Raw genomic sequence first — 25060 nt, forward strand, 5'->3', positions numbered from 1 at the left:
GGCCTACGAGTATCCGCAAAAAAGAGAAGGCCGGTTGCATCCATCAATCGATCTTCTCTTTCATCAAAAACGAAAGGCGCGTTTTGCATATCCTCGAATCGGGTTGCAAAACGCGCCTTTCTATAAAGGGTTCAATCAATCTGTTAAATAAAGGTCAACAGCACAAAGTTCAAAATAAACAATACCGTTGCGCCCCAAAGAATCGGATGAATTTGTTTCGCCTGCTTTTTGCAGATCTTGGTGATGCAATAGAAGATAAAGCCTGCCGCAATACCATAGGAAATGCTGTAGCAGATCGCCATGAAAATACCCGCAAAGAATGCCGGGATTGCCTCGTCAAAATCATCCCATTTAATTTCCTTAAATGCCGACAGCATCATAATGCCGACAACCACCAACGCAGGCGCAGTCGCCGCAAAGGGGATCGCGCTGACAAACGTCGCCAGGAACGCGCTCACTGCAAAGCACAGCGCAACCACTACGCTGGTCAGGCCTGTACGCCCGCCGGCGCCGATGCCTGCGGCGCTCTCCACGTAAGTCGTCGTGTTGGATGTTCCGAGGATCGCGCCGATGGAAGTGGCCGTTGCATCTGCAAACAGGGCCTTGTCCATCTTGGATTTAAAGCCCACACTGGTCTCCATAGTCTTTTCATCCTGATCACTGAAGATGCCCGTACGGCGTCCCGTGCCAATAAAGGTTCCGATCGTATCAAACGTATCCGAGAGGCTGAAAGAGAAAATCGTGACCAACACCAGCGGGATCTTCGACGCATCCGAGAACAGGGAGCCTAAGCCTTCGCTGGTAAAAATCGCGCCAAAGGTCGTGGGCAGCTGCTGGCATGCCTCCGTAAAGCTGATGGTTTCCGTGGTGGTGGTTACGCCCATCGGGATACCCAGCAAAGCCGTCACAACAATGCCAATCAGGATGGCGCCCTTGACTTTGCACACAAGCAGGACAATTGTCAATGCCAGGCCGATCAGGAACAGCCAGAAGGACGGCTGGTTCAAAGTCGCCAACGCAGGCACACCGGAATCAAAAGTAATAATACCCACGTTCAACAAACCGATATAGGCAACAAAAATGCCGATTCCGCCGCCAATGGCATTCTGCAAGCTGCGGGGGATCGCTTTAATGATATATTTGCGGACTTTTGTAACCGTGATAATAATATTGATTAATCCGCAAATAAAGACCATCGACAAGGCTTGCTGCCAGGTAAAGCCGAGTGTGAAGCAAACCGTATAGACAAAAAATGCATTCAAGCCCATTCCTGGCGCCAACGCATAGGGGACATTCGCCACCAAGCCCATGACCAATGTGCCGATAATGGACGAGATAATCGTTGCTAAAAACACCGCTCCCCATTCCATACCGGATTGGCTCAACAAAGTCGGGTTTACCGCAATGATATAGGCCATTGCGAAAAACGTTGTGAAACCGGCGACAAGTTCTCTGCCTACTGTCGTCCCGTTTTGCTTGAGTTTAAAAAACCTCTCCATAAAGTCCTACCTGCCTTCCTTGTATTTTATCGCCTATGCGTCTCTCTATCACTGTCCCGAAACCATACTCCGCAATGGGTTCTGCTCCACTTCACTTTACAATGACATGCCAAATAACCTTCTTCCCGATTTTCATTTTAAAGCCGCATAGAAGGGACACAAGAGAAACCGCTGGGATATCAGGGTGGATAAACGCTTGGCTCTCTATGAAGCAGAAGCGCTCATTTTGCCTCAAAGACGTTCTATAAACACCATGGGCATAGACATCCTCCAAAATGCCAAACGCCATTTGTCTGACCTTTTCAAAACTCCATCTGTTTCTGGAAGATCGTCATCGATGGGTTACCGGACAGACTTACCCGCCATATAGAACAACAATAGCATGGGAAAAGCGTTTCTAACTTCCTTTGGCGCTCTAAAAGCAAACGTCAACCGAAATAATAAAAAAGCCGGCCACTCTTTCTAAAGTGACCGGTACATACAAATGGGATGGACACTTTAGATGCTGTCTCCGGCGCGAGCGGTCCAGCCCGGAAAAGAAAAAGAGTCTGAACGCGCCGTGCGTCCAGACTCGGTCTGGTTGCGGAGGCAGGATTTGAACCTACGACCTTCGGGTTATGAGCCCGACGAGCTACCGGACTGCTCCACTCCGCGATATTTCCGCACCCTCTCTGTGAGTGCAGAAATTATTATACTACACTTCCATATAAAATGCAAGTCTTTTTTATAATTTTTTCGTTTTCCCCTTTTCATAGAGGAAAACCAGCCCCATCCCCAATGCAACACAGATAACTGCGGCAACCATTCCTGCCACAAAAGCCGAAAATTGGTTATTTTCTCGAAAAACGGTTTCCCTTGTTCCTTCTTCCGTTTGGCCCAAAGGGACGCCAGCCTCCGCAGCGCTCTCTGCCGCTTCCTCTGTTTCGCCCACCTTGAAAGGAATATAAGGCTCTTCTCCGCTTTGCGGGGACTCCCCATCATTCGATTTTGCAGCGACATTCGAGCCGGAATTGCCGCCCGCCATCCCTGTGCCGCCGGCCCCCGCCCTTTCCGAAGCCGAACCGCCTTCTTCCGCACGAACAACGGACACCGTGTATTGCTTTGTTGTTTTGCGATCCTCCGAACGTACGGTTACAACGATCTCCGTGGTGCTTCCCGCCTTATAGAGCGTCTTTCGATTGATGGAAACTGTTGCCCCTTCCGAGGCGTTCGCCTGAAAGGTCACGGACTGCACATCCGAATCCACGGGTAATGTATATTCCAAAATGTCCGGGGAAAATGGCGGCTCCAAAGTCCCTTCGGACGGCTGTAACGCGGTGAGAAAACACGGGGATGATGCGGCGGAAGCGGATTCTTCCAACGCCCGGTTCACAGTAACCGTATACACCTGCCGGTTCTTTTTGTCCAATGACACAGCGGTAATTTTGATTTCCGTCGAAGTCCCCGCGCGATTCAGCTTTTCCCGGCTGACACTGACCGAACCGTCCTCTCCCGCCCTTGCCTGAAAGGTCAAAGACTGTACGTCCGCGCCGACATCCAACGCATATTCGGTCACGTCTGGCGAAAAGGCTGGACGCAGCTCCCCGGCCGATGGGATCAGTTCGGCCAAATAAGCTTCCCATTCGGGTTCCTCCGGTTCTTCGGCCCGGTTGACGTCCACAAGGTATTGCGTCTTCTGTTTTTGATTCTCCGAAGTGGCGGTAATGGTAATCGAAGTCGTTGATCCGGCTTTTTGCAGCGTTTTCCGGCTGACACTGACCGTTCCATTCTCCCCTGCCTGCGCGTCAAATGTAACGCTCGACACCCGATATGGGACATCCAAGGTATAATGATAGATATCGGCTGAAAAGGATGGGGACAGCTTTCCCGAGGATGGCTCCAAACTCTCCAAAAATGCTCTGTCCGATTTTGGCGGGAGCACTTCAAGCGGCGCCTTCCCTTCACAACGGGAATCCAGCTGTTCCCCTTGCCAGTTACAAACTTGATCGACCACGACCTCCAATTCTGTTTCGCCAGCCGGAGCCCCCTCATTCACCTCAAAAACATAAGTTAAAATGGTTCCGGACAGAGCGGGTGCATGGCCTAAATCCACATTACACACATACGTGCTACGCACAGGATTGTTCGTCCCATCTGTCTGCAAGGTTTTATTTTTGATCTGGCTGGACGGTTCTACACGCAAAAAGGAAAGGCGGGTATCGTCGTACGCGATGGAAACGCAAAAGCCCGCAATGTCCTTTTGGGCCGTTGTGGTATCCACGGTCAATTCTATGCGTTCCCCACCATAGTAGGACTCCCTATCTACCGAGAATACAAACGGTGTTTCCGTCTCCAAGGAAGCTGCAGCCGCCACCGTTCCTAAATGAAAAAGGGCAATAACTGAAAGGAGGAGTCCCAATACCCGTTGCAGCATTGTGTACCTCCTCCATTTTCTGTTTCCTATCGTTTCCCGGTAATCAGGCCGTCACTGTTTCCATGGCCTCCGTCGTGCGCAATTCCCGCAAGCGGCGTTTCCTGAGGATCTGCAAGCGGAACCGGTTATACCGTTGGATCACGGCAAACGGCAAATTCCCCAACAAAATCAAAAACGCAAACAGAAGCCCAATCCCTAGGGAATTGACCACTAGCATCACGACTCCGCACAGGCAGTTGGTAAGGTGCATCCACTCCCCGCGGCAGGTCTCCATAATAAACTCATCCAGATATTCAATAGAGACATCTGTCAAATGTGCCTTGGAGAAGCCGCCTTTCCCGATATGCTGCGGCAATTTATCCTTCCAAAGTTGAATCTTCAAATTATCCCGATACCAGCGCCCGCCCTTCTCCCATTTTTTCGGCAAGTAGCGCGACTTAGTGGCATCAAAAAAAGCGGTGGGGATCTTAACGCAAGCTAAGAATACCGCCACGTGCCATGCTGCAATGATAATTACACTCCAGAGGAATATCTGGAGGCCCGACAAATCTCTTAGCACGAACATTCCTTCCTTCGAAAAATCATCACTGTCTTTTAAAAAGCGATGGATTCTATCATGTATTTATGTTACCATGGGCAATGAGGTCGAAAATATACGTAAAAATATCGTTACTATTATAATACAAAGAAAAGGAGCATGCAACATGAAAGCACTTTTTATCGGCGGGACAGGAACCATCAGCAGCGCCATCTCCTCCCTGGCCATCGAGAAGGGCGTAGAACTCACGCTTCTCACACGCAGCGGAAATGGCCCGGAAGGCGCTGAACGCCTGATTTGTGACGTAAACGATGAAGACCGCGCTTTTTCCGTTTTGAAGGGCCGTTCCTTCGACGTCGTCGTGGATTTTGTTGCATTCCGTCCAGAACAGGTGGAACGCGATATCCGCCTCTTTCAAGAGCGGACCGGCCAATACATCTTTATCAGCTCCGCCTCCACCTATCAAAAGCCGCTGGCACACCCGGTTATTACAGAGAGTACCCCGCTGTACAACCCTTATTGGCAGTATGCGCGCGACAAAATCGCCTGTGAAACTTTGCTGATGGCAGCCTATCGTTCCACCGCCTTCCCCGTCACCATTGTCCGCCCCAGCCATACTTATGGGGACTGCAGCGTTCCTGTCGCCATCCATGGCGCGCAAGGGAGCTGGCAGGTGCTTGCCCGGATGCTGGAGGGGAAGCCGGTCATTGTGCATGGCGACGGGCTTTCCCTGTGGACGTTTACCCACAATACGGATTTCGCCAGAGGGTTTTATGGCCTGATGGGGAATCCTCATGCGATTGGGGAAGCGGTCCATATCACCAGCGATGAGACGCTCACATGGAATGCAGCATTTGCAGCGATCGGGCGTGCGCTCGGCGTTGAGCCTATTTTGCAGCATATCTCGTCCGACCTGCTGTCTGCGCTTCGTCCGGAGCTTTTAGGGACGCTCTTGGGGGATAAAGCAAACTCGGTGATCTTTGACAATTCCAAAATCAAACGGCTTGTGCCGGGCTTTTTCGCCACGGTGCGTTTTGATGAAGGCGTAAGGCGCACGGTGGAATATGTGCGCTCCCATCCGGAATGCCAAAAGGCAGACCCAGAATTCGACGCTTGGTGCGACCGCGTCATTAAGGCATATTCCTCTTGTGTACGGAGCTTTTAAAAAGATCAGGGCGGCCTAACGTATGGTTAGGCCGCCCGTTCTATTTGCCCTATCATCCATGCCATTGTGTGCTGTTTATATATGGATCGACGGTGCAGAATGCCCTTTGGCCTTTCTGCGGCGTTCATTTCTCTTCTCCGCTGCACGCCCAACCGCCTTCTCCAGTTCCACAACAACCAGTGGGACAAAGGCCAGCGCTGTGACAATCAGCCATTGCTGGGGTACCAGGGCAACCGTCTTGAAAATCTGGGCCAATGGCGGAATGACGATGACGCTCAGCTGCAAAACAACACACACGACTGCCGCCAAAACCAACTTTTTGTTGCGGAAAATCCCCGCTCGAAAAACGGACTGTGACGACCGCATATTAAACGTGTGTACCACTTGGGAAAAGCTGAGCACGGCGAATGCCATCGTACGCCCAATGACCGGGGACGCAGGGTCGATATCGAAAAAGATCCGCCCGATGCTGTAAGCCAAGAGGGACATCGCGCCGATGAGACATCCCTCTACGAGGATATTGTACCCCATCCCTCCGGCAAAGATGCTCTGCGTGGGCTTTACTGGCTTGCGCTCCATAATATCCCGGTCGATCGGTTCCACGCCCAAAGCCAGAGCAGGCAATGAATCCGTCACCAAATTCACCCAAAGCAATTGGATGGCAAGCAACGGCGTCGGCAAATGCAGCAGGAAGCTGACAAACACGGTCAAGATCTCCCCGATATTGCAGGAAAGTAAAAAATGGACTGTCTTCTTGATGTTTTCAAAGATGCCGCGCCCTTCGCGCACAGCCGAAACAATGGTGGCGAAATTGTCATCCGCCAGGATCATATCCGCCGCAGCTTTCGCCACATCGGTTCCGGACTGCCCCATCGCGCATCCGATGTCCGCGGTCTTTAAAGCCGGCGCATCATTGACGCCATCGCCGGTCATGGCGACCACTTCGCCGCGGGCCTGGAATGCCTGCACAATGCGCACCTTGTGTTCTGGCGATACACGTGCAAAAACCGCATACTGGTAAATATCCCGCGTCAGTTCCTGCTGGGGAATCCGGTTGAGCTCCTCCCCGGTCATTACCGAAGTCCCCGGCGTTAAAATACCGAGCTCCTTTGCGATAGCCGCTGCTGTGGCAGCGTGGTCCCCTGTGATCATAATGGGACGGATCCCGGCTTTCCGGCAGAGCGCCACCGCCTCCTTCGCTTCGGGGCGCGGTGGGTCCATCATCCCGATCAACCCACAAAAGATCAGGTCCTTTTCCAAGCTGGCACGATCGGTTGGCAGCGACGGAAGATCTTTATACGCAACGCCCAACACGCGCAGCGCCCGGCGCGCCATCGCTTCGTTCTGCGCCGCGGCTGACCGGCTGGTACAATGGGCCATCAGGATATCCGGCGCCCCTTTGGAGACCACCCGGTATTTCCCATTCCCAATTTTATGTACAGTGGTCATCATCTTGCGCTCGGAGGAAAAGGGGATCTCCAAAACCCGCGGATACAGCGCATCCAGTTCCGTTTTTGAAACAGGAGTGGCATGCACCAGTGCGGCCTCAGTGGGGTCGCCGTGTACAGCGCCGCCGGAGACGGTACAGTTATTGCACAGCACGGCCAATTTCAAAAGGTTTTGGCCCTCGGCCGAATCCATACGCAGCTTACCGGAGGCGGTTGCCAGTTCCACCACCGTCATCCGGTTTTGCGTCAAGGTCCCCGTCTTGTCAGAGCAGATGACGCTGGCGCTTCCCAGCGTCTCAACCGCCGGCATCCGGCGCACAATCCCGCGCTTTGCCGCCATCCGCCGGACACCGATGGCCAATACAATGGTCACAACCGCCGGAAGGCCCTCCGGAATTGCCGCAACTGCCAAACTGATGGAGATCAAAAACATCTCCAACGGCTTGATATGCTGGAACAGCCCCATCAGGAAGATCACCGCACAGATGATTAAAGCGCCAATCCCCAGCCATCTTCCCGTCTGTTCCAGCTTGCGCTGAAGCGGCGTCTGGGGCGCTTCCTGGTCCGAAATCATATGCGCAATGCGCCCAACCTCGGTTTGCATGGCTGTTGCCGTCACCAGGCCCTTCCCGTGGCCCGAGGTAATGGAACTATTGGCATACAGCAGATTCCGCCGGTCCCCCAGCGGCGTGTCAGGGGGATACGTCCGTCCCGCATGTTTTTCCACCGGAAGGCTCTCCCCGGTTAAAGCACTTTCCTCCGCCTTCAAATCATGCGCTTCTGTCAACCGCAGATCGGCCGGGACCAAATCCCCTGCCTTTAATAGAACAAGATCGCCGGGGACGATCTCCGCGGCAGCCAGGTTCCGTTCGATTCCATCCCGTATCACGCGGGCGTGTGGGCTGCTCATCTTTTTCAGCGCCTCAATTGCCTTTTCTGCACGGCTTTCCTGAACCAGGCCGGTAATCGCATTGATGACAACAATTGCTAATATAATAATGGCATCGATATAATCTTGATCTTTCTGCAAATACGAGGTCACAAACGATATTCCCGCTGCAACCAGCAGGACAATCACCATAAAATCCGAAAATTGCGCCAAGAACCGCCGCAAAAGGCTTTTTCTTTTCGGTGGTTCCAATTCGTTTTTCCCAAATTCCTTTAACCGGTTTCTGGCCTCCCGGGTAGGAAGCCCGTTTTGCGCGCTGGTTCCCAGCCGTTTTTCACATTCTACCCTTGTTAAGCATTGCCACTCCAACCGTTCTCCCTCCTATCGCCGCCGGGCGGCGCGTAACGTTTCATTGCCTTTCTTTTCATTCTATGCGGGGGGTATGCAAACTATTATCCTCCGATCCGGGCAATTCCCCCATAAATTCGCTGTTGCATCCCAAATAGGGTATGCTATAATGCCTATATAGGATTTTTAAAACGCAGCGGTTGGCACGTTTTCCTTTTTATGGTTGAAATTTCTAGAGTTCCTTATTTGCCTGCTGCCTTTTCTAATCCTTTCAAAAGAAAGCATTACACAGGGGCTATTGATCGTGTCCCTATTTCAGAACAAAAGAAATCCTTAAAAGGGGGCGAGGGGTTGGATTATGCCATCATGAATTTTGTGCAGCAAAACCTGCACACCGCTTTTACCGACGTCTTTTTTCCCATTGTTACAATGCTAGGAAACCATGGGCTGGTTTGGCTATGCCTAATTGCCGCCCTACTTCTGACCAAAAAATACCGCCGCTGTGGTGGGATGCTGCTGTTAACATTGGCAGCCACCTTTCTTCTAGGGGAATTCATTTTGAAGCCCATCATCGCGCGTCCCCGTCCCTTTGTGGACAACCCCAACGTCCTTTTGCTGATCCCTCCGCCAAGCGGCTATTCCTGCCCATCCAACCATTCTTCTTCCTCCTTTGCTGTGGCAACCATGCTGTGTTTTTACCACAAAAAGGCTGGAATTGCGGCTCTTGTATTGGCTTTTCTGATTGCTTTCAGCCGTATTTTTCTGTTCGTCCACTACCCGACCGATGTGATCTTCGGCGCAATACTTGGAATTTTATGTTCGGTATTGCTTTACAAAGGAAGCCAGGCTTGGCAGCATAAATATTCGAAAAAATACTTTTAGTAGACTTGTTTATACAGATTGTTTTTATATTTATGAAAAATATATACAATATGCGGTCTTTTTTTTGCAAAACCGTTTCCTTTTAAACGTAAATTCTACCTTTTCCTCTTCCATTCGACACAAGATATATCATCCTATATAGCAAATCTGCAAAGATATTGCGTAAACAATTGTTTTGTTGAATATTTCATTTTTCTCCTATTGCTTTATTTTCTCTTTTACTCTATCATAATAACAGTAACTTTGGTGAATTTATATCACTGATAAATTTTTTAGAAAAAAGGAGGATGTGAAACATTGACGAAGCATATTGGAGACATCGATCTGCCCAATACCAGTTTGCATTATGATCTCTTGGGAAATGCAGAAGATGGATATTGCATCGAGATCACTTCATGTAAGTTTGAAAGAGCTTGCGGCTTTATCTCTTCAGATTTACGCTTCGCTGAAAAGTGCGTCAAACTGTTATACGAAGGGATGGCATTTCCCTGCAACTTAAAGGATTACTTGGAAGATTTCAAATTTGATAATCATTCCTATTGACTTTCCTGTGGGGTTTGATTATACTGTAGATGATCCCTTCCAAAAAAGCCCATTTTTTGACGGATGAGGGGTACACCTGCATAAAAGCGGGTACAAAGCGAACGATAATAAAATGATCAAAGCAAAATTTATTTATAGTAAGGAGTCTTGCAAAATGAAAAAATATGTTTGCACTGCATGTGGTTATGTATATGACCCCGCTGTTGGCGATCCGGACAGCGGCATCCAACCCGGCACTGCTTTTGAGGATATCCCGGAGGATTGGGTATGCCCCCTCTGTGGTGTGGGAAAGGATATGTTTGAACCCCAGGACTAACGGTAGCTGGAGGAAGCGAACCAAAGAGCGATGCATTTTGCCTGCCCATAAGTGTGGCGAAAGGGACAAAAGAAGCTTTGGACTGCGTTGGAAGGAGTGTTTTCTCCTTCCGGCGGGACGAAGCTTCCACTCCCTGTTCTAGCGACCGTGTGGGTGGGCTTCTCTATGTTTCATCTGGAAAGGAATGGTAACAATGAGCGCAATTAAGTTGAAAGAAAATCTTTATTCTGTTGGTGTTTTAAATCCGTCGCTGCGTGTGTTTGACATTGTAATGGAAGCGCGCTATGGCACAAGCTACAACGCGTATCTGATCACAGGCGAGAAGAACGTCCTGGTGGAGACCGTTGAAGCTAATTTCTTTGACGAATATCTGGACAACATCCAGAGTGTTGTAGACATCTCGAAAATTGACTATCTGATCATGAACCACACCGAGCCGGATCACTCTGGTTCTGTGGCAAAGCTTTTGGAAAAGAACCCGAATATCACGGTTGTCTGCACGACCGCTGCTCAGAAATACCTGCGCGCGATCGCAAACCACGACTTCCCCTGCATTGTAGCCAAACACGGAGATAAACTGGACATCGGTGGCCAAGAGCTGGAATTCATTGTTGCGCCGCTGCTGCATTGGCCGGATTCCATGTTCACTTGGATGCCGCAGCAAAAGGTTCTGTTCACCTGCGACTTCCTCGGCGCACATTTCTGCGAGCCCACCATGCTGGACAGCAATATCCACTATCCGGAGCAGTATCTCGGCGAAGTGAACTACTACTATGCCTGCATTTTTGGGCCGTTTAAGCCCTATGTGCTCGCCGGCCTGGACAAGATCAAGGATCTGCCGGTCGAAATGGTCTGCCCCAGCCACGGTCCCTGCCTGGTGGAAGGCATCTCCCGCATCCAGGGCCTCTACCGCGAGTGGAGCACGCCCGCTGCGCCGTCTGGAAAGAAGGTTGTTGGAATTCTCCACGCTTCGGCATACGGCTGCACCACCAAGCTGGCACAGGCTGCTTATGATGAACTCAAAAAGAACCCCGATCTGGATGTCCGCCTGATGAACGTTGTGTTCACGCCTTTGTCGGAGGCAGCCGCACTGGCCAATGAAGCGGACGCCTTGCTGGTCGGTTCCTGCACCATCAACCGCGATGCTCCGAAGGTGGTTTGGGACGTTCTGGCCTCTGTGGACGCCATCAATACCAAACAAAAGCCCGTCGGCGCATTTGGTTCCTATGGCTGGAGCGGCGAAGCGGTTCCGATGATCAAGTCCCGCATGGAACACCTCAAATTCAAGTTTATTGGCGATGGCTTGCGGGTTTGCTTTATGCCCACCGAAGAGGACTTCGACGCGATGCGCGCATATGCAAAAGAAGTCGTTTCCAATCTGAAGTAATCCGTACTTTATAAATCTGTATACATGGAGAAACGGGCAAATGCACGGCTGCATTCGCCCGTTTCTTAATTAAAATGAACAGAGCGGCGTCCATGTCCTTTTCGACATCGGCGCCGCTTTCTGTTTGATTCATAACCGGAATATTCCTTTCCCGCCTCCTTTACTGATCGCGATGCACAGCCGTTTACACATTTGCCTGCCCGCTCTCAAAAAGATTGTTGATCGCCGGGGCATCCACTTTTGTGGACACCATCAGTTCCCCGCTTCCATTACGCAAATATACCTGATTTTGCTGTAGCCAAATCTGAATATTCTGTGTCTCTCCATTTTCTTGGGGCTGGAGGCGCACTTCATAATCGGAATTTGCGGGTAGGAATGGGGGTTCTTTCGCCGGTTGAGCCGACCCGAGCATTTGATCGAGCATATTCAAAGGGGCTTCCGCGGTCAACGTCGTCAGAGGGGCTGCTGCTCCGCCGCGATACACCACTGCGGAGGGTTCCTGTTCTCCACATCCACACAGTACCGCAACACAAAACAGCGTTATAAAAGCCATCGCCATCCATTTTTTCATCTGTCGCCGTCCCCGCTGCTCATGCCCGGGGCGTTCCTCCCTTCCATTAATCATTTGTTTTCACGGGCTCCACCAAAACCGCCAAGTTCTGATCCCGCAAAAGTAGAATCCTAAGTAACTTAGAAGCCTCTATCTGTAATACACATGATACAGAGCTTTTCTTTCAAAAAACCAGAAAAAATTCTTACAAATTCCTGTCAGCTTTCTTCTGCGGTCCAACCTTGTTCCTCCAGGAGCTGTACCACCGCAAGATCTTTTTGGTTCTCCGTAAGGGTATACGGGCTGATAGACACCTGGATTTTTCCCGTATAATCCCCCACCAAATTCTTAAGCTTGCTGCCTTCCGCCGGTTGGAACAGCCCGTTCTCATCTCCGCATCGTAGATATAGGCAGGCTACCCGCCCGCTGAAATCCTCGCGGTTCGTAATATCGAGATCCAAGGTGTCCTGGCGCAAAGCTTCGAGGAGCGCCTGCTTCTGTGCGTCGTTCAAACGATATGTCTTTGCGGCCATGTCGGATTGCTCATCATAGTTTTCGATCTCAATTTGGCTGATATCACCCGGTTCCAGATAGAACAACAGGTTTCCACTCGTCTTATACTCCTCCGAATTCACAATGTCCGAACTGAGCTGTTGCAGACGCTGCGAATTCTCTTCGGCATTTGGCGTATCGAATGGGCTCCACTGGTACTCCCTTTGGAAAGTGCTCCCATCCTTCAAGTGGTATACGATTTGATACTGTATCCCGCCGCCCTGGCTCATGCGGAACGGGAACCCCGCCTGCTTTTGGAATTCGACCACAGACCGGTGGAACTCTAAAACTTTTTCCACATTTTCCGCCTGACAGATCTCAGGCTTCACAGAAGCAAGATTTTCATATTGCTCTCCCTGTATGTCGAAATGGTCGGAACCGAATTCCTGATAGTACGTATTGTCTTCAAAGGAAACGCTTTCAATGTCCTCTATGGCAGGAATACGGTCGACATATCCAAACGCGCCGGTGGCCACCACGCCATAAAAGACAATGAACGCTCCCAAAAATACAGCATACCCTGCAAAGCTCCGTTTCATACGGGAGAACCCACGGGAATAGATCGCCTCCACCACGACATGCGCTGCAAGGGAACCCAACAGCAGTCCGATCAGGAAGTTGGCCGTGCTGGAATTGTACCAAAACAGGATAAAACCCAGCCCGAAACCACCTACCGCTGTAATCAGGAAACGGATCAAGCCCTTGGGTATCTGGAATGCAAAGGTATTCTCCGCAGACTCGCTTTTCCGCCTTCTATATAAATAGACGCTTGAGAGGAGCAAAAAGACGGCCAAAATGGCCCACCAAACAAAAAAAGTTGGAGCATCCGATGCGTGGAGGAAAATACCGACGAAGGGGGCCAAGGCCACCAACAGCGTATTGTCCAGATTCACCGTCATGTTGAACCCCGGAAGCAGGCAGCTGACCAAATACACGGAGGAATAAACCAGGATAGGGTATGCGATATTGACGCCAATCACGGAAAGGACCATATCGAGCGTGGTGCCCGTACAGACGGCCATCAACACACAGAACAAAAAGGCAGCCGCCAGAACCAGCATCAGGCCGAGCATCTGCACGAACAGATCGCCGATCTGCCCTCCCTTATTTTCTATGTTAAAGCATAGGGCGATCAAAGACGCAATTCCCACATTGAGCGCCAAAGGGATATACAGCGCGGTCAACCCGGCAAGGATGCGCCCCAGAAGCATCGCCGACCGGCGAACTGGAAGCGAATGGAACAGGTCTACGCTCCGCTTCATGTGCATATAGCGGAACAGCTGGACAGCGAACAGAAGGGTAAACAGGGCGCATAATGTGGGAACGCTCAGGGTCATTGCAAATCCCGTCATGTCCCCAAACACGCTCGCATATTGTGCGGAAACCCCATATACCTCGAGTGTCATCGGATCCATGCGGATGTTTGCGTTGGCCAAGCCAAATAATAACAAGACCGGAAAAGCTAGAAACAGCAATGCTGCGAATAGAGCCATCATTCCCCGGTTGCGCTTTAACGACCAGAGATATGTCTCGCGCAACTCGCGCTTCCAACTAGTTGAGGATGTTTTCAATATCATAGCCTGCCACCTCCATTTCACTGATAAATACCTCTTCCAATGTAAGCGGCAACACTTCCGCAAACACGGGATGCAGGGCGTTGATCTGCTCCAGAATGTCTTCCTTCGTCCCGCGTGCGACAAAGCTCACCAGGGAACCGCGCACCTCGGTCTTTAGGATGTCAAGCCCCTGGAAGGCCTCTGGGCCTGGAAGTGGCTGGAAGACGGCCTGCACCTTATTGATTCCCAGTTTCAGTTCATCCAGCTCGCGCTCAAAGAGTACACCTCCCTTGTGGAACAGCCCCACATGGTCGCAGAAATCCTCCAACTCCCGCAGGTTGTGCGAGGCAATCACCACGGTCATCCCGCGGTCGGCCACTTCGCTGCCGACAATCCGCTTCAAAAGCTGGCGCATCACCGGGTCTAGGCCATCGAAGATTTCATCCATTAATAGCAACTCTGGCTGCGCCGCAATTGCACAGATCAGCGCCGCCTGGCGCTGCATGCCCTTCGACATATTGCCAATCCGCATCTTCCGGTCCAGCGGGAACATCGCACAGCAGGCTTCATAGCGCTCCCGGCTCCAGGTGGGGTACAAACGGCTATAAAATGCCGCCATGCTGTCCAGAGATGCCTGCGGGAAAAAATACGGATAGTCCGGGATGAAGAAAATCCGGGACTTCACCCCAGGGTTTTCAAACGGGGCCTCCCCGTCCAGCGTAACGCTACCCCCATCCGGCTGATAGATTCCGGCCAACGTCCGCAGAAAAGTCGATTTTCCAGCGCCGTTGCTTCCTACCAGCCCAAAAATGGAGCCGGATTGGATCTGGAACGAAATCTGATCGAGCGCAGTGAGTATGCCAAAGCGCTTCGTCAATTGATTGGCTTCAATCATGTCCGTCACTCCCCTCTTGTTGATTCACAGCAGGACGTCCGCCCTCATAAACCTCTTTTACACAGTTTTGTGCTTCTTCCAGGGAAAGGCCGCAGTCCAAGGCCCGCCCCGCCGCATCCCGCAGCTTTTCAACGGCCTGTTCCCTTTGCTGGGAAAGCGCATTGGCGGCTTCTGCAATAAACGATCCCTTTCCCGGGACGGAATAGATGATCCCATCGCGTTCCAAAAGCTGGTAGGCCTTCTGCACCGTGTTGGGATTTACCCCCAGCTCCTGGGCCAGCGCACGTACAGAGGGGATTTGCTCATTTTTTGCAAGTGCGCCGAGCGCGGCCATCCGCGTTATGTTTTGATACAGCTGCTCATAAATCGGGAGCCGGCTCCGATAGTCCAGCGAAAACAGCACATCGTTCACCGTCCTTTCTGTATTATGTGTATTAATACAGTATAACTATAACATACAAACATTCCCCTGTCAATCACATGGGAACCAGGTTGGAAGGAGCTTGGCTTTGCGCAGCGCCTGCATGACCAACAGCAGGCACACCAAATATACAAGCAGCAGGAAGCTATTGGCCGCCAAAGCAAAATACAGCGTTGCCAACATAGCCAAAGGATGAATCTGTGTGGAAGCTGCCAGGAGTTTCGGCTCCACAATTTGCCGCACCCCACTCACAACCAGCCAGCCCGCCACCAAAAAAATCCCCTTCAGCGGGCTTCCCTGTGCAAAAAACAGGAGTGCCAACGGTAAATAGACCGCTCCCGGCCCCAATACTGGCAATAAGTCCGCAAATCCTGCAACAATGCTGAGCACTAATGGATAAGGCGCCCCAGCGGCAAAGAAGATGCATAACGTCTCCAAAAACGTGAGACAATACAACAACAGGTAAGAGGTCAAATACTGGCCGCCAATGTGCGCCCCATGTCGGGATGCCTCGCGGAGAATTCCCTTTCCCCGCGCAGAGAGCAGGTTGGACAAACGCTTCCGAATTTTTTCCATGTCTTTTGAAAAAAAATAGGTGGACACCACCATTACCAAGAACATCGCAAGCACCGCTGGAAGCGAGGTCAAAAAGCCCAATGCTGCCGTCAAAGCACTGGTGAGCACAGAGGCCGCGGCCTGTGCAAGGTTGAGCAATTGCCGCTGATTCTCCTGGATAAAATCCTGATCAATATGGTTGAGGAACTCCCCCACCTGTAGGAAAAGGCGGTTCAAAGGCTCTGTCAGACGGCCAAGGTCCACATCCCGGATGGTGCGGAGCAAATTGCTGATTTCTCCCACCAGCCACATGCCCAATAGGAACAGCGCGCCGATCAGCAGCACATACAAAGCCGCTGTGGTCACTGCGGCGGCACATCCTTCGGAGAGGGGCAACTTCTGTTTCAGGAAGCGGACAACTGGTTGTAAGAACCAAGCTAAAGCGAATCCTGCCAGGAAGGGAAAGGTATATCGCAACGTGGCCGTAAACAGCCAGAAAAGCCCTGTATATACCAGAAAAAAGACGGCATATGCTCTTCCTTTTGCTAGAAAATTCCGATCTAACATGGAAGTCCCCCCATTTCCTCTTCAAATATATGGGGGAAGGATGTATTTCTATTACGCGCAAATAGGCGCAAAAAGAGCGCCCCGCGAGCGGAAAGTGCCGTAGTTGGGTACAGCCCTACTCATCCGGCCGTTTTCCTCCACGGGAGGAACGGCGCGCCATGAGCTTTCCTTTCGCGGGACGCTCGTTGTTTTCATTCTTATTTTTCTCTTCCCAGCAGCCAATCCACAGATACATTTAGGATGTTCGCTAGGGCTGAAAGCTCATAATCCGTTACATAACGGATCTGCCCTTCCAGCTTGGACAATCCGGACGCGTTCATATCGACTCCGTTCACCTGAAGCTGAGCCAACAGCTCTTTCTGCTTCATCCCCTGGCTTTTCCGGGCCATTTCGACACGCGCCCCAACAAGATTGCGGGTCCCCAATGCTTGCTTGCGTAATCTCACCTTACATTCACTCCCTACATGCATGAATTTTTTACCAATATCACCAACAAAACGATGTGAATTTTGGATAAAGCGATTCATTGAACAACTAAACCCACACAAATCCACTCGATATTTCTATTATAGTATCTATTTGTAGAAAACGCAACAAAAATATTACATATTTTTAGCTTCTTCGGCATATTTTTTGCTTCCAATTTCTGGCCAACAAGAGAAGAAAAACATATTTGTGCTTTTGCTCGAACCTTGCTATAATAATCCTATCCGTTAAACGCCGGAATCACATCCGTGCGTGCTGTTTTACCAACCGGGACAAAACGCCCTTGCGAAAGGCAAACCAGCCCGGGACTTTATTTGTGGAGATGTTACCATGACAAATCAGAAAAAGCCCTCGCGAAATCTCACAATGCTGACCGATTTCTATGAAATCACCATGTCCAATGGCTATTTTTCCAATGGCTACCGGGACACCGTTGTATATTTTGACATGTTTTTCCGACATATCCCAGACGATGGCGGCTTTGCTATCATGGCCGGCGTACAACAGTTGATTGACTATATTAAAGACCTGGAGTTTACGGACGACGACATCGCCTATCTGGAATCCACGCACATGTTCCAGAAGGAATTCTTGGAGTACCTGCGGAATTTCCAGTTCGCCTGCGACGTTTGGGCGATCCCGGAAGGCACCCCTATTTTCCCCGGCGAGCCGATTGTCACCGTGCGCGGCCCGGTGATCCAGGCACAGCTGATCGAAACCATGCTGTTGCTCACCATCAACCATCAGAGTATGATCGCCACGAAAGCAAACCGGATTGTCCGCGCCGCACAAGGCCGCGCCGTCATGGAGTTCGGGTCCCGCCGCGCACAGGGAGCCGACGGCGCCATCTACGGTGCGCGGGCCGCTTACATTGGGGGTTGCTGCGGCACCGCCTGCACCATTTGCGCCCCGGATTTCGGCGTCCCTGCCCTGGGCACCATGGCCCACAGCTGGGTCCAGCTGTTTGACAGCGAATTGGACGCCTTCCGCGCATATGCCCGCGAATACCCCTCCAATTGTACCCTGTTGGTGGATACCTTCAATGTCCTGAAATCCGGCGTGCCAAACGCCATCAAGGTGTTTCAGGAAGAGCTGCTCCCGCGTGGTTACCGTCCCGCCGGCATCCGGATCGACAGCGGCGACATCACGTATCTGTCCCGTAAAGCCCGTAAAATGCTGGACGAGGCGGGGTTCCCCGATTGCAAAATCTGCGCCTCCAATTCCCTTGATGAATACATTATACGCGACATGCTGATGCAAGGTGCGAAAGTTGACAGTTTCGGCGTCGGCGAGCGCCTGATCACCTCCGGTTCCGAACCGGTTTTCGGCGGCGTTTATAAGCTGGCCGGCGTCGAGGACGCCAATGGCAACATTATCCCCAAGATCAAGATCAGCGAAAACGTTGCAAAGATCACCACGCCGTGCTTCAAAGGGCTGTGGCGTTTGTTTGACCGCGACACTGGCAAGGCGATTGCCGACGTCGTAACGCTACACGACGAAGTCATCGACGATTCCCAGCCGTACGAAATTTTTGACCCGGAGCACATCTGGAAGCGCAAAATGGTCACCAATTTCCGCGCCGTGAAGCTGCGCAAAAAGATCTTCGAACACGGCCAGTGCATCGCCGAGGAGCGCACGCTGGAAGAGATCAAACGTTACTGTGCCGAACAGGTGGACACCCTCTGGGAGGAAGTCACCCGCTTTGAAAACCCGCATCAATATTATGTTGACCTATCTCCGGCGCTCTGGGACATTAAAAACCGCATGATTGAAGAGAACACTGCGTTAAGCCAGCGCTGACGGATTTCTGGTTGACATCTGAGGGAAAATCAGCTAGAATAATGCCTGCGAGCAGGCTGAACAGCTGCGGGTGATACCCGAAAGGGTCCACCCGAGGAAAGTCCGAGCTCCAAAGGGCAAGAATAACGGCTAACGGCCGCCGGGGGCGACCCTAGGGAAAGTGCAACAGAGATATACCGCCGCTTTTGCGGCAAGGGTGGAAAGGCGAGGTAAGAGCTCACCAGCGCGCAGGAGACTGCGCGGCTCTGCAAACCCTATTCGGAGCAACACCGTGGAGGGACATATGCGCCGGCCCGGCGCGTCCTGTGGAGGTGGCATCGAGCTGGCGCGGCAACGCCCAGCCAAGATAGATGGCTGTTCACGACAGAACTCGGCTTACAGGCCTGGTCGCACTTTAAAATTTGTGGAGGCAAAAAATGTCTCCTAGCATAAAAAATCCCCGCTGTCTTTTTGACAGCGGGGATTTTTGTTTGCAACTTATGAAAACCATTTTACAGATTCGTATGCGAACGCAGTTCGATTTTTAATTTTTCTGGCTTACCGGACGCTGAACAACAGATCTCCATAGGTGGGATACGGCCAATATTTCTCTCCAACGTTGCATTCGATCTCATCCGCAATGGCACGCGTCTTTTCCATCTGCATCAGCACCGGGTTACGGTAATATTTTGCGCACTGTTCGACATCCTGCATATCCTCTGCCCCGGCAACCGCTGCTTCCAGCGCCTCCATCTCTTTATAGAGGTCTGCGGTCAATTGGGAGAGTTTCTTGAGCAGGGTTTCCTCTAGCTCGCAGGAAATGTCCGCACAAAGCTGCTTCTTATTGATCGCTTCTTTGCTGATATCTTTCATATACGCGCAGGCGGCCGGGAGAATATCCTTTTTAATCATATCCACCATGGTGAGCGCCTCGATATGGATCTGTTTGCAGTAGTTCTCCAATTGGATCTCACAGCGCGAAACAATCTCCGTCCCAGAAAGCACCCCGTATTTTTCAAATAGTTCAATATTCTCGGGATGCTTATAATAGGGCAATGCATCCGCTGCCGATTCCAAATTCAAGAGGCCGCGCCGTTTGGCCTCCTCCACCCACTCCGGCGCATAGTTGTTCCCATTAAACACGATGCGCTTGTGATCACGGTACGAATGGCGGATAATGTGATTTAATTCCTTGTTAAAATCCTCCGCCTTTTCCAACCGGTCGGCATAACGGCACAAGGCGTCCGCCACAATCGTGTTTAAAATCATATTGGGGCACGCAATCGAAACCGTGGAGCCCAACATACGGAATTCAAATTTATTGCCCGTAAAAGCGAACGGGGACGTCCGGTTGCGGTCCGTCGCATCCTTCGGAAACTTCGGCAGTACATCGACGCCGATGTTCATCTCTGCCGCACCCTTTTGATCGTATTCGCTTTTGTTCTCAATGGACTCCAAGATTCCAGTCAGTTCGTCCCCCAGAAACACAGAGATAATCGCCGGAGGTGCTTCGCTGGAACCGAGGCGGTGGTCGTTGCCCGCGCTCGCAACGGACAAGCGCAGCAAGTCCTGGTGTTTGTCAACCGCTTCCAAGATCGCCGTCAGGAACAACAAGAACTGGGCGTTTTCTTCCGGGGATTCTCCCGGCTCCAATAAGTTGATGCCCGTATCCGTGCAGATGCTCCAGTTGTTGTGTTTGCCGCTTCCATTGACGCCTGCAAACGGCTTTTCGTGCAGCAGGCAGTACAGCCCGTGCTTGGAGGCGACCTTCTTCATAATTTCCATGGTCAGCTGGTTGCCGTCCGTGGCGACGTTTCCCGTGGTAAAGATCGGCGCCAATTCGTGCTGGGCCGGCGCCGCCTCATTATGTTTAGTCTTCGCCAAAATGCCCAGCTTCCACAATTCTTCATCCAGATCCTTCATATAGGCGGACACGCGGGGCTTGATCACACCGAAGTAGTGATCCTCCAGTTCCTGGCCCTTCGGCGGCTTTGCGCCAAACAGGGTACGGCCGGTATAGACCAGATCCTTGCGCTTTTTATACATCGCCTCATCGATCAGGAAATACTCCTGTTCCGGCCCGACCGTGGTATTGACGCGATTGGCCGGTGTCCCAAACAGATGTAGAATGCGCATCACCTGCTTATTCAGTGCATCCATGGAGCGCAAAAGTGGTGTCTTTTTATCCAGCGCCTCGCCCCCATACGAGCAGAAAGCGGTCGGGATGCAGAGCGTGCCGTCCTTGATAAATGCATCAGAGGTTGGGTCCCACGCCGTATAGCCGCGTGCCTCAAAGGTTGCACGCAGGCCGCCGGAGGGAAAACTGGAAGCATCCGGCTCTCCCTTGATGAGCTCTTTGCCCGAAAATTCCATGATGACTTTGCCGTTTTCCACCGGATAGATGAAACTGTCGTGCTTTTCCGCAGTGATTCCGGTCATCGGCTGGAACCAGTGCGTAAAATGGGTCACGCCCTTTTCAACAGCCCATTCTTTCATCGCGTTGGCGACAATGTTTGCTACCTGCGGGTCAAGGGGTTCCCCCTGTTCCCGGGTCCGTTTCAGGGCCTTATACGTATCCTTCGGCAACCTCTCCTTCATAACGCTCTCATTGAACACCATGCTGCCAAAAATTTCCGGGATCTTCCGAATGCTCATCAAAAGTCACTCCCTATTTTATTTCAAGCGATTCTACCAGCGCCTGCAAATGGACATGCAAGGAATCACAGGCGCGCCCTCTGTATAACAACAAAAAGCGCCGCAGGGCGATCCCCACAGCGCCTTCGCTATAGCTTTTTCATTATAGCCTAACCTTCGCCAAATGTCAACTGCTACTGGCAAAATTTGCGGGAGCTTTTGGCTTCCGTTCCAACAGTACTTTTTGATTTGTGCCAGTATTCCCCCAGCGAAAACTGCCCTGAAGAAACGCAATCTTCAGGGCAGTTGATAAACATTGGATTTCTTCGATTTATGTAGCGCTGCGGAGCCCTGCCGCCACCAGATTGGCATTGTGCTGCTCCAGTGTTTCTGCAAAATAGGAATTTCCCGCCGCAGAATGGCAGAAGTAATAATAATTGGTGCTAGCTGGGTTCAAAGCTGCCTGGATGGATTCAACGCTTGGGCTGCAAATTGGTCCAGCCGGCAAGCCCGTGATGTTATAGGTATTATAGGTGCTCTGGAACCCCGGCAACTGACTGGGTACATTGCCCTGCGCCCGGTATGGATAATACATTGTAGAATCCGCCTGCAAGCGATAGACATTGACCGTATTGCCGGATTTCAAACGGTTGACAAACACAGAGGCAACGTTGGCGCGGTCCGTTGCGGTGCTTTCGCGCTGCACAATAGAAGCCAGGGTCATCACCTGCTCCTTTGTGAGGCCGGCCGCATTCTGCCAATTGATATTGGCCGTCTTTGTTTGATAATTGTTCAACATCGTCTTCAGGACACTCTGGACATTCTGTCCCTTCCAGAAGTTGTATGTATCCGGATAGAGATATCCTTCCAACTTATAATACCGGCTGTCCGCGTTCGGGATGGATGCAATAAACGAATAGCTGTCAAACGCATTGCTGTTTGCCGCATCAAAGACGTCCTTCATGCTACACACGCCCGCGCGTTCCAACGCCTGTGCGGTTTCCCGCAGGGTAGAACCCTCTGGGATCCGCACGTCGATGGTGCCGGTCTCATCCCCTACTTTCACGGACATCATATTTTCCACATTGGCATAGCGCAGATAGATGGTCGCCAAACCATCCTTCAAACCGCTGATTTCATACAGATACCGGCCGCCGGCTTTCTTCACATACTTTCCAACCGCGACGTCCGGATTGGAGGATACCGCGTCCGGAGGCGTGCCACGGTCCGGCGTGACCGTCACCGCCAGATAATACTTCTGTGCGGTTGTATTCAGTTCGCAGCTGGCTGTATCCAAACGGATCACAGGGGTGGACGCGGAAACGGACACCGCCGCCTGTGCCGTCACTGGCACGTTTGCTACGACAGCCCCGCCCAAGCAACATGCACATAAGGCCAGCGCCACGCAGCGCTTGGCAAACCTTTTTAGAACATTCATTCAAACACTCCCTTTACCATCGTCCAATTGCTTCCTCTTTTCAGTATAATCACCCGTACAAGTTCCTGCAAGCCTTCGCCTGGAAACAAATTGTGAATTTTACGTTTTTTTGCCCTCAATACCCAATGCCCGTCCTACCACATTTGTTAGGCAGCCGAACAGAATATTTGCATAATAGGTCACTAAGCGCCACAGAAGGATGGCTGGAATGATCGTTGCACCGAAAAAGGGCCCGAAAAACAGGTAAAAGCTTCCTTCCGCTCCGCCAGAGGAACCCGGCAATGGGACAAAAGCAGACACCATGGTTACAAAGGTCTGCGCTGCTAACATTGTGAATACCGTTGCATCTGGGTTCAGAGGCAAATTAAAGCATCGATAGATAAAATAAGGGATCAAACCCGCCAATGTGATTTGGACGATTGTAAAAAAGATCGTTTTCACATAGACTTTGACAGATGTCCCCATGATTTTTGCACTGTCATGGAACATCTTCATCTGCCCGTGGATCTTCTTATATACGGCGACGGGATGGCGGCACAAACGGAACCGGTACAGATTCCGCAATAAAAACCGCAGGAAGCGGTCGGTCGATTTTTCGCTCAACATAAACAGCGTGACGCCAAGGATAAAGACGCCGTTTGTCACCAGGCCGATCACCGTGACAAAAGAAAAATTGCTGATTTTCCTTTGAAAATATCCCAGACGGAAAATCACCATCACCATGGCATAGACCACCATAAGCGCTTGATATACCAACGTTTTCATTGCGACAATGGAGCCGGCTTTTCCTGTATCCATCCCCATCTTACTCATGGAGTACATCTGCATCGGCTGCCCGCCTGTAGCAAAAGGCGTCAAGGCACTATAGAGCAGGCCGGTCATCGCAATGTGGAACGACTGTGAAAATTTCCACTTAGGGTATAAATGTTTACAAAAGACCCCCAACACATAGGTTTCCAACAGCCAGCCGCCAACCATCGCTCCCAGCGTAATCAGCAGCCATTCCCAGCGCATGCTGGAAACAAGATGTCCCAGTGCGGTAATACCGTCCGTTGTAAATAGGAAATAGAGCAGAACCCCCATCGAAATCACGATGGTGATGATCGCCACCAGATTTTTTTTCAAGACTCTTACAATTTTGTCCCCCATGGGATCGTCCTCCATTTTGAAACGCCTACAACCGGGCGCCGTTTATGCCCCCTAGGGCAAGTCCCTCTTATTCTATAACAGTTTTCAAAAATATACAAGTGAAAAGTGTCCAGTGGAAGAGCACCCGCTCCCGTCTCCCTGCATAGTATGCACATGGATAAGCTCCACACTCCCACGCCTTCTTACGCGGGATGCGATATCTTGATGCGAAAGGAGAGTTACTATGGCGAATGATATGAATGAACAGATGTGTGATCTCGCACAGCCAACGCCACTGCCTGCGGTAACCGTGCCAGCCATGGCTTACGTCCCATATCAACAGTTCAGCAACATCTATACCCCCGAACAGGGTTTTGACAACGGCACCATTTTCCCAGAACTGAATAAGCCGTTCTATGGAAGGAGGGGAGAACCCAGATGAACGAACAAGAAATGTTGATGCGCAAAATTTCTTCGCTGCGATTCTCCATGTGGGAACTGCACCTGTTCCTGGACTCCCATCCAAACAACTGCGACGCCGCCCGGAAATTGGAGGAGGCCCGCAAAAAAGCGGATGAACTCACAAAACAATACGAAGCTACCTATGGCCCTCTGCACGAAACCAGCTCCAATACCAGCCGCTGGGCTTGGATCACCGGACCCTGGCCATGGGAAACAGGAATGGAGGATGATGAATAATGTGGGTCTATGAGAAGCGACTGCAATATCCCGTTAAAATCAAAAATCCCAATCCTGCACTTGCAAAAATCATCATCACACAATACGGTGGACCAAATCGCTTTTTGCGATGCATGATTGCCGCTTTTGGGGAAAACTATCCCCGGAGGTGAATGAAATGCAAAACAAATACCCGGATCTATATAGCTTACTGGAAAGCGACGGGGAAGCCCGCCAGTATTTCGACACCCTGCCGGAGTATGTGCAGGAGTGCCTGCGAGACCGCGCAGGAGGCGTAAATTCGTTTGAAAGCCTCTGCGATGCAGTGGACAAGTATACGCGCGGCGACGACTGAGCTCGAAAAGGCGATTTCGCATGAGACGGTCTTTTGCA

The 25060-nt window shown here is 51.3% G+C and carries 23 protein-coding genes, 1 tRNA gene and 1 other RNA gene; 11 read left to right on the top strand and 14 right to left on the bottom strand.

The features are described from left to right. Positions 1–143: 143 nt before the first annotated feature. From I2G69_RS11360 to I2G69_RS11375, 4 genes are all read right to left on the bottom strand, one after another. Positions 144–1499, bottom strand: a complete 1356-nt coding sequence (locus I2G69_RS11360; RefSeq protein WP_087233783.1) for an NCS2 family permease — start codon at positions 1497–1499, stop codon at positions 144–146. Between the two features lie 577 nt (positions 1500–2076). Continuing rightward, positions 2077–2153: transfer RNA gene (locus I2G69_RS11365), tRNA-Met, on the bottom strand. Between the two features lie 70 nt (positions 2154–2223). Continuing rightward, a complete protein-coding gene (locus tag I2G69_RS11370; RefSeq protein ID WP_087230928.1) occupies positions 2224–3912 on the bottom strand; it encodes a cadherin-like beta sandwich domain-containing protein in 1689 nt (562 codons plus the stop codon). A 43-nt stretch (positions 3913–3955) separates the two neighbouring features. Continuing rightward, a complete protein-coding gene (locus tag I2G69_RS11375) occupies positions 3956–4471 on the bottom strand; it encodes a hypothetical protein (protein ID WP_140400321.1) in 516 nt (171 codons plus the stop codon). A 145-nt stretch (positions 4472–4616) separates the two neighbouring features. On the opposite strand from I2G69_RS11375, the gene I2G69_RS11380 reads away from it, so the two are divergent. Next, on the top strand, positions 4617–5615 hold the full coding sequence (locus I2G69_RS11380; protein WP_087230922.1) for an SDR family oxidoreductase: 999 nt from the start codon (positions 4617–4619) through the stop codon (positions 5613–5615). 75 nt (positions 5616–5690) lie between these two features. Here the strand turns inward: I2G69_RS11380 and I2G69_RS11385 are convergent, their stop codons facing one another. After that, positions 5691–8321 (bottom strand): calcium-translocating P-type ATPase, PMCA-type, encoded by a 2631-nt coding sequence (locus tag I2G69_RS11385; RefSeq protein WP_195560803.1) that lies wholly within the window; start codon positions 8319–8321, stop codon positions 5691–5693. Between the two features lie 198 nt (positions 8322–8519). Between I2G69_RS11385 and I2G69_RS11390 the strand changes: the two genes are divergently transcribed. The 4 genes from I2G69_RS11390 to I2G69_RS11405 all read left to right on the top strand — a co-directional run bounded on the left by I2G69_RS11390 (position 8520) and on the right by I2G69_RS11405 (position 11428). Continuing rightward, positions 8520–9182, top strand: coding sequence for a phosphatase PAP2 family protein (locus I2G69_RS11390; protein ID WP_243254957.1), 663 nt, complete (start codon positions 8520–8522; stop codon positions 9180–9182). Positions 9183–9479: 297 nt separating this feature from the next. Continuing rightward, on the top strand, positions 9480–9725 hold the full coding sequence (locus I2G69_RS11395) for a hypothetical protein (protein WP_087230917.1): 246 nt from the start codon (positions 9480–9482) through the stop codon (positions 9723–9725). A 154-nt stretch (positions 9726–9879) separates the two neighbouring features. After that, entirely contained in the window at positions 9880–10041 is a 162-nt protein-coding gene (gene rd, locus I2G69_RS11400; protein ID WP_087230914.1) for a rubredoxin, read from the top strand. Between the two features lie 193 nt (positions 10042–10234). Continuing rightward, positions 10235–11428, top strand: coding sequence for an FprA family A-type flavoprotein (locus I2G69_RS11405; RefSeq protein WP_087230911.1), 1194 nt, complete (start codon positions 10235–10237; stop codon positions 11426–11428). A 184-nt stretch (positions 11429–11612) separates the two neighbouring features. Here the strand turns inward: I2G69_RS11405 and I2G69_RS11410 are convergent, their stop codons facing one another. From I2G69_RS11410 to I2G69_RS11435, 6 genes are all read right to left on the bottom strand, one after another. Beyond that, positions 11613–11999: a hypothetical protein gene (locus I2G69_RS11410; protein WP_087230908.1), complete on the bottom strand. Its 387-nt coding sequence runs from the start codon at positions 11997–11999 to the stop codon at positions 11613–11615. 197 nt (positions 12000–12196) lie between these two features. Beyond that, positions 12197–14107 (bottom strand): hypothetical protein, encoded by a 1911-nt coding sequence (locus I2G69_RS11415; protein WP_140400320.1) that lies wholly within the window; start codon positions 14105–14107, stop codon positions 12197–12199. After that, entirely contained in the window at positions 14082–14981 is a 900-nt protein-coding gene (locus I2G69_RS11420) for an ABC transporter ATP-binding protein (RefSeq protein WP_087230903.1), read from the bottom strand. Before I2G69_RS11420 ends, I2G69_RS11415 begins: the two co-directional genes overlap by 26 nt. Next, positions 14974–15384 carry a GntR family transcriptional regulator gene (locus tag I2G69_RS11425; protein ID WP_237966423.1) on the bottom strand — a complete coding sequence of 137 codons (411 nt, stop codon included), beginning with the start codon at positions 15382–15384 and terminating at the stop codon, positions 14974–14976. Before I2G69_RS11425 ends, I2G69_RS11420 begins: the two co-directional genes overlap by 8 nt. Positions 15385–15453: 69 nt before the next feature. After that, positions 15454–16524 (bottom strand): sporulation integral membrane protein YtvI, encoded by a 1071-nt coding sequence (gene ytvI / locus I2G69_RS11430; protein ID WP_087230900.1) that lies wholly within the window; start codon positions 16522–16524, stop codon positions 15454–15456. A 197-nt stretch (positions 16525–16721) separates the two neighbouring features. Continuing rightward, positions 16722–17051 carry a helix-turn-helix domain-containing protein gene (locus I2G69_RS11435; protein WP_242969625.1) on the bottom strand — a complete coding sequence of 110 codons (330 nt, stop codon included), beginning with the start codon at positions 17049–17051 and terminating at the stop codon, positions 16722–16724. Positions 17052–17340: 289 nt separating this feature from the next. On the opposite strand from I2G69_RS11435, the gene I2G69_RS11440 reads away from it, so the two are divergent. Both I2G69_RS11440 and rnpB read left to right on the top strand, forming a co-directional pair. Continuing rightward, positions 17341–18810, top strand: coding sequence for a nicotinate phosphoribosyltransferase (locus I2G69_RS11440; protein ID WP_237966421.1), 1470 nt, complete (start codon positions 17341–17343; stop codon positions 18808–18810). A 48-nt stretch (positions 18811–18858) separates the two neighbouring features. Further along, positions 18859–19204: RNase P RNA component class A (gene rnpB, locus I2G69_RS11445), an RNA gene on the top strand. A 143-nt stretch (positions 19205–19347) separates the two neighbouring features. On the opposite strand, the gene I2G69_RS11450 is transcribed toward rnpB, so the two are convergent. From I2G69_RS11450 to I2G69_RS11460, 3 genes are all read right to left on the bottom strand, one after another. Next, on the bottom strand, positions 19348–21438 hold the full coding sequence (locus I2G69_RS11450) for a glutamine synthetase III family protein (protein ID WP_195560817.1): 2091 nt from the start codon (positions 21436–21438) through the stop codon (positions 19348–19350). 316 nt (positions 21439–21754) lie between these two features. Then, positions 21755–22861: an endolytic transglycosylase MltG gene (mltG, locus tag I2G69_RS11455; RefSeq protein ID WP_191395720.1), complete on the bottom strand. Its 1107-nt coding sequence runs from the start codon at positions 22859–22861 to the stop codon at positions 21755–21757. A 99-nt stretch (positions 22862–22960) separates the two neighbouring features. Beyond that, positions 22961–24010: a lysylphosphatidylglycerol synthase transmembrane domain-containing protein gene (locus I2G69_RS11460; protein WP_191362606.1), complete on the bottom strand. Its 1050-nt coding sequence runs from the start codon at positions 24008–24010 to the stop codon at positions 22961–22963. A gap of 223 nt (positions 24011–24233) precedes the next feature. Between I2G69_RS11460 and I2G69_RS11465 the strand changes: the two genes are divergently transcribed. The 4 genes from I2G69_RS11465 to I2G69_RS11480 are packed head-to-tail and all read left to right on the top strand — an operon-like array spanning position 24234 to position 25022. Beyond that, entirely contained in the window at positions 24234–24431 is a 198-nt protein-coding gene (locus I2G69_RS11465) for a spore coat associated protein CotJA (RefSeq protein WP_237966420.1), read from the top strand. After that, complete coding sequence (locus tag I2G69_RS11470; RefSeq protein WP_191362607.1) at positions 24428–24688, top strand: spore coat protein CotJB; 261 nt, start codon at positions 24428–24430, stop codon at positions 24686–24688. Before I2G69_RS11465 ends, I2G69_RS11470 begins: the two co-directional genes overlap by 4 nt. Beyond that, the gene (locus tag I2G69_RS14565; RefSeq protein WP_087230885.1) at positions 24688–24840 is read left to right on the top strand and encodes a manganese catalase family protein; all 153 of its coding nucleotides are present in this window, start codon (positions 24688–24690) and stop codon (positions 24838–24840) included. The genes I2G69_RS11470 and I2G69_RS14565 overlap by 1 nt, the downstream gene beginning before the upstream one ends. A gap of 5 nt (positions 24841–24845) precedes the next feature. After that, entirely contained in the window at positions 24846–25022 is a 177-nt protein-coding gene (locus I2G69_RS11480) for a hypothetical protein (RefSeq protein ID WP_172749560.1), read from the top strand. Positions 25023–25060: the final 38 nt, after the last annotated feature.

The sequence above is a fragment of the Anaeromassilibacillus sp. D41t1_190614_C2 genome (assembly GCF_015558525.1).
Classification (GTDB): Bacteria; Bacillota; Clostridia; order Oscillospirales; family Acutalibacteraceae; genus Anaeromassilibacillus; species Anaeromassilibacillus stercoravium.

Bases quoted from the DNA above. Each gene is read 5' to 3' on its own strand.
- I2G69_RS11405 (WP_087230911.1), top strand. From the start codon at position 10,235: ATGAGCGCAATTAAGTTGAAAGAAAATCTTTATTCTGTTGGTGTTTTA.
- I2G69_RS11460 (WP_191362606.1), bottom strand. From the start codon at position 24,010: ATGGGGGACAAAATTGTAAGAGTCTTGAAAAAAAATCTGGTGGCGATC.
- I2G69_RS11440 (WP_237966421.1), top strand. From the start codon at position 17,341: ATGACAAATCAGAAAAAGCCCTCGCGAAATCTCACAATGCTGACCGAT.
- I2G69_RS11480 (WP_172749560.1), top strand. From the start codon at position 24,846: ATGCAAAACAAATACCCGGATCTATATAGCTTACTGGAAAGCGACGGG.
- ytvI (WP_087230900.1), bottom strand. From the start codon at position 16,524: ATGTTAGATCGGAATTTTCTAGCAAAAGGAAGAGCATATGCCGTCTTT.
- mltG (WP_191395720.1), bottom strand. From the start codon at position 22,861: ATGAATGTTCTAAAAAGGTTTGCCAAGCGCTGCGTGGCGCTGGCCTTA.
- I2G69_RS11465 (WP_237966420.1), top strand. From the start codon at position 24,234: ATGGCGAATGATATGAATGAACAGATGTGTGATCTCGCACAGCCAACG.
- I2G69_RS14565 (WP_087230885.1), top strand. From the start codon at position 24,688: ATGTGGGTCTATGAGAAGCGACTGCAATATCCCGTTAAAATCAAAAAT.
- I2G69_RS11420 (WP_087230903.1), bottom strand. From the start codon at position 14,981: ATGATTGAAGCCAATCAATTGACGAAGCGCTTTGGCATACTCACTGCG.
- I2G69_RS11390 (WP_243254957.1), top strand. From the start codon at position 8,520: ATGGTTGAAATTTCTAGAGTTCCTTATTTGCCTGCTGCCTTTTCTAAT.
- I2G69_RS11435 (WP_242969625.1), bottom strand. From the start codon at position 17,051: ATGAATCGCTTTATCCAAAATTCACATCGTTTTGTTGGTGATATTGGT.
- I2G69_RS11360 (WP_087233783.1), bottom strand. From the start codon at position 1,499: ATGGAGAGGTTTTTTAAACTCAAGCAAAACGGGACGACAGTAGGCAGA.
- I2G69_RS11415 (WP_140400320.1), bottom strand. From the start codon at position 14,107: ATGATATTGAAAACATCCTCAACTAGTTGGAAGCGCGAGTTGCGCGAG.
- I2G69_RS11410 (WP_087230908.1), bottom strand. From the start codon at position 11,999: ATGAAAAAATGGATGGCGATGGCTTTTATAACGCTGTTTTGTGTTGCG.
- I2G69_RS11370 (WP_087230928.1), bottom strand. From the start codon at position 3,912: ATGCTGCAACGGGTATTGGGACTCCTCCTTTCAGTTATTGCCCTTTTT.
- rd (WP_087230914.1), top strand. From the start codon at position 9,880: ATGAAAAAATATGTTTGCACTGCATGTGGTTATGTATATGACCCCGCT.
- I2G69_RS11470 (WP_191362607.1), top strand. From the start codon at position 24,428: ATGAACGAACAAGAAATGTTGATGCGCAAAATTTCTTCGCTGCGATTC.
- I2G69_RS11380 (WP_087230922.1), top strand. From the start codon at position 4,617: ATGAAAGCACTTTTTATCGGCGGGACAGGAACCATCAGCAGCGCCATC.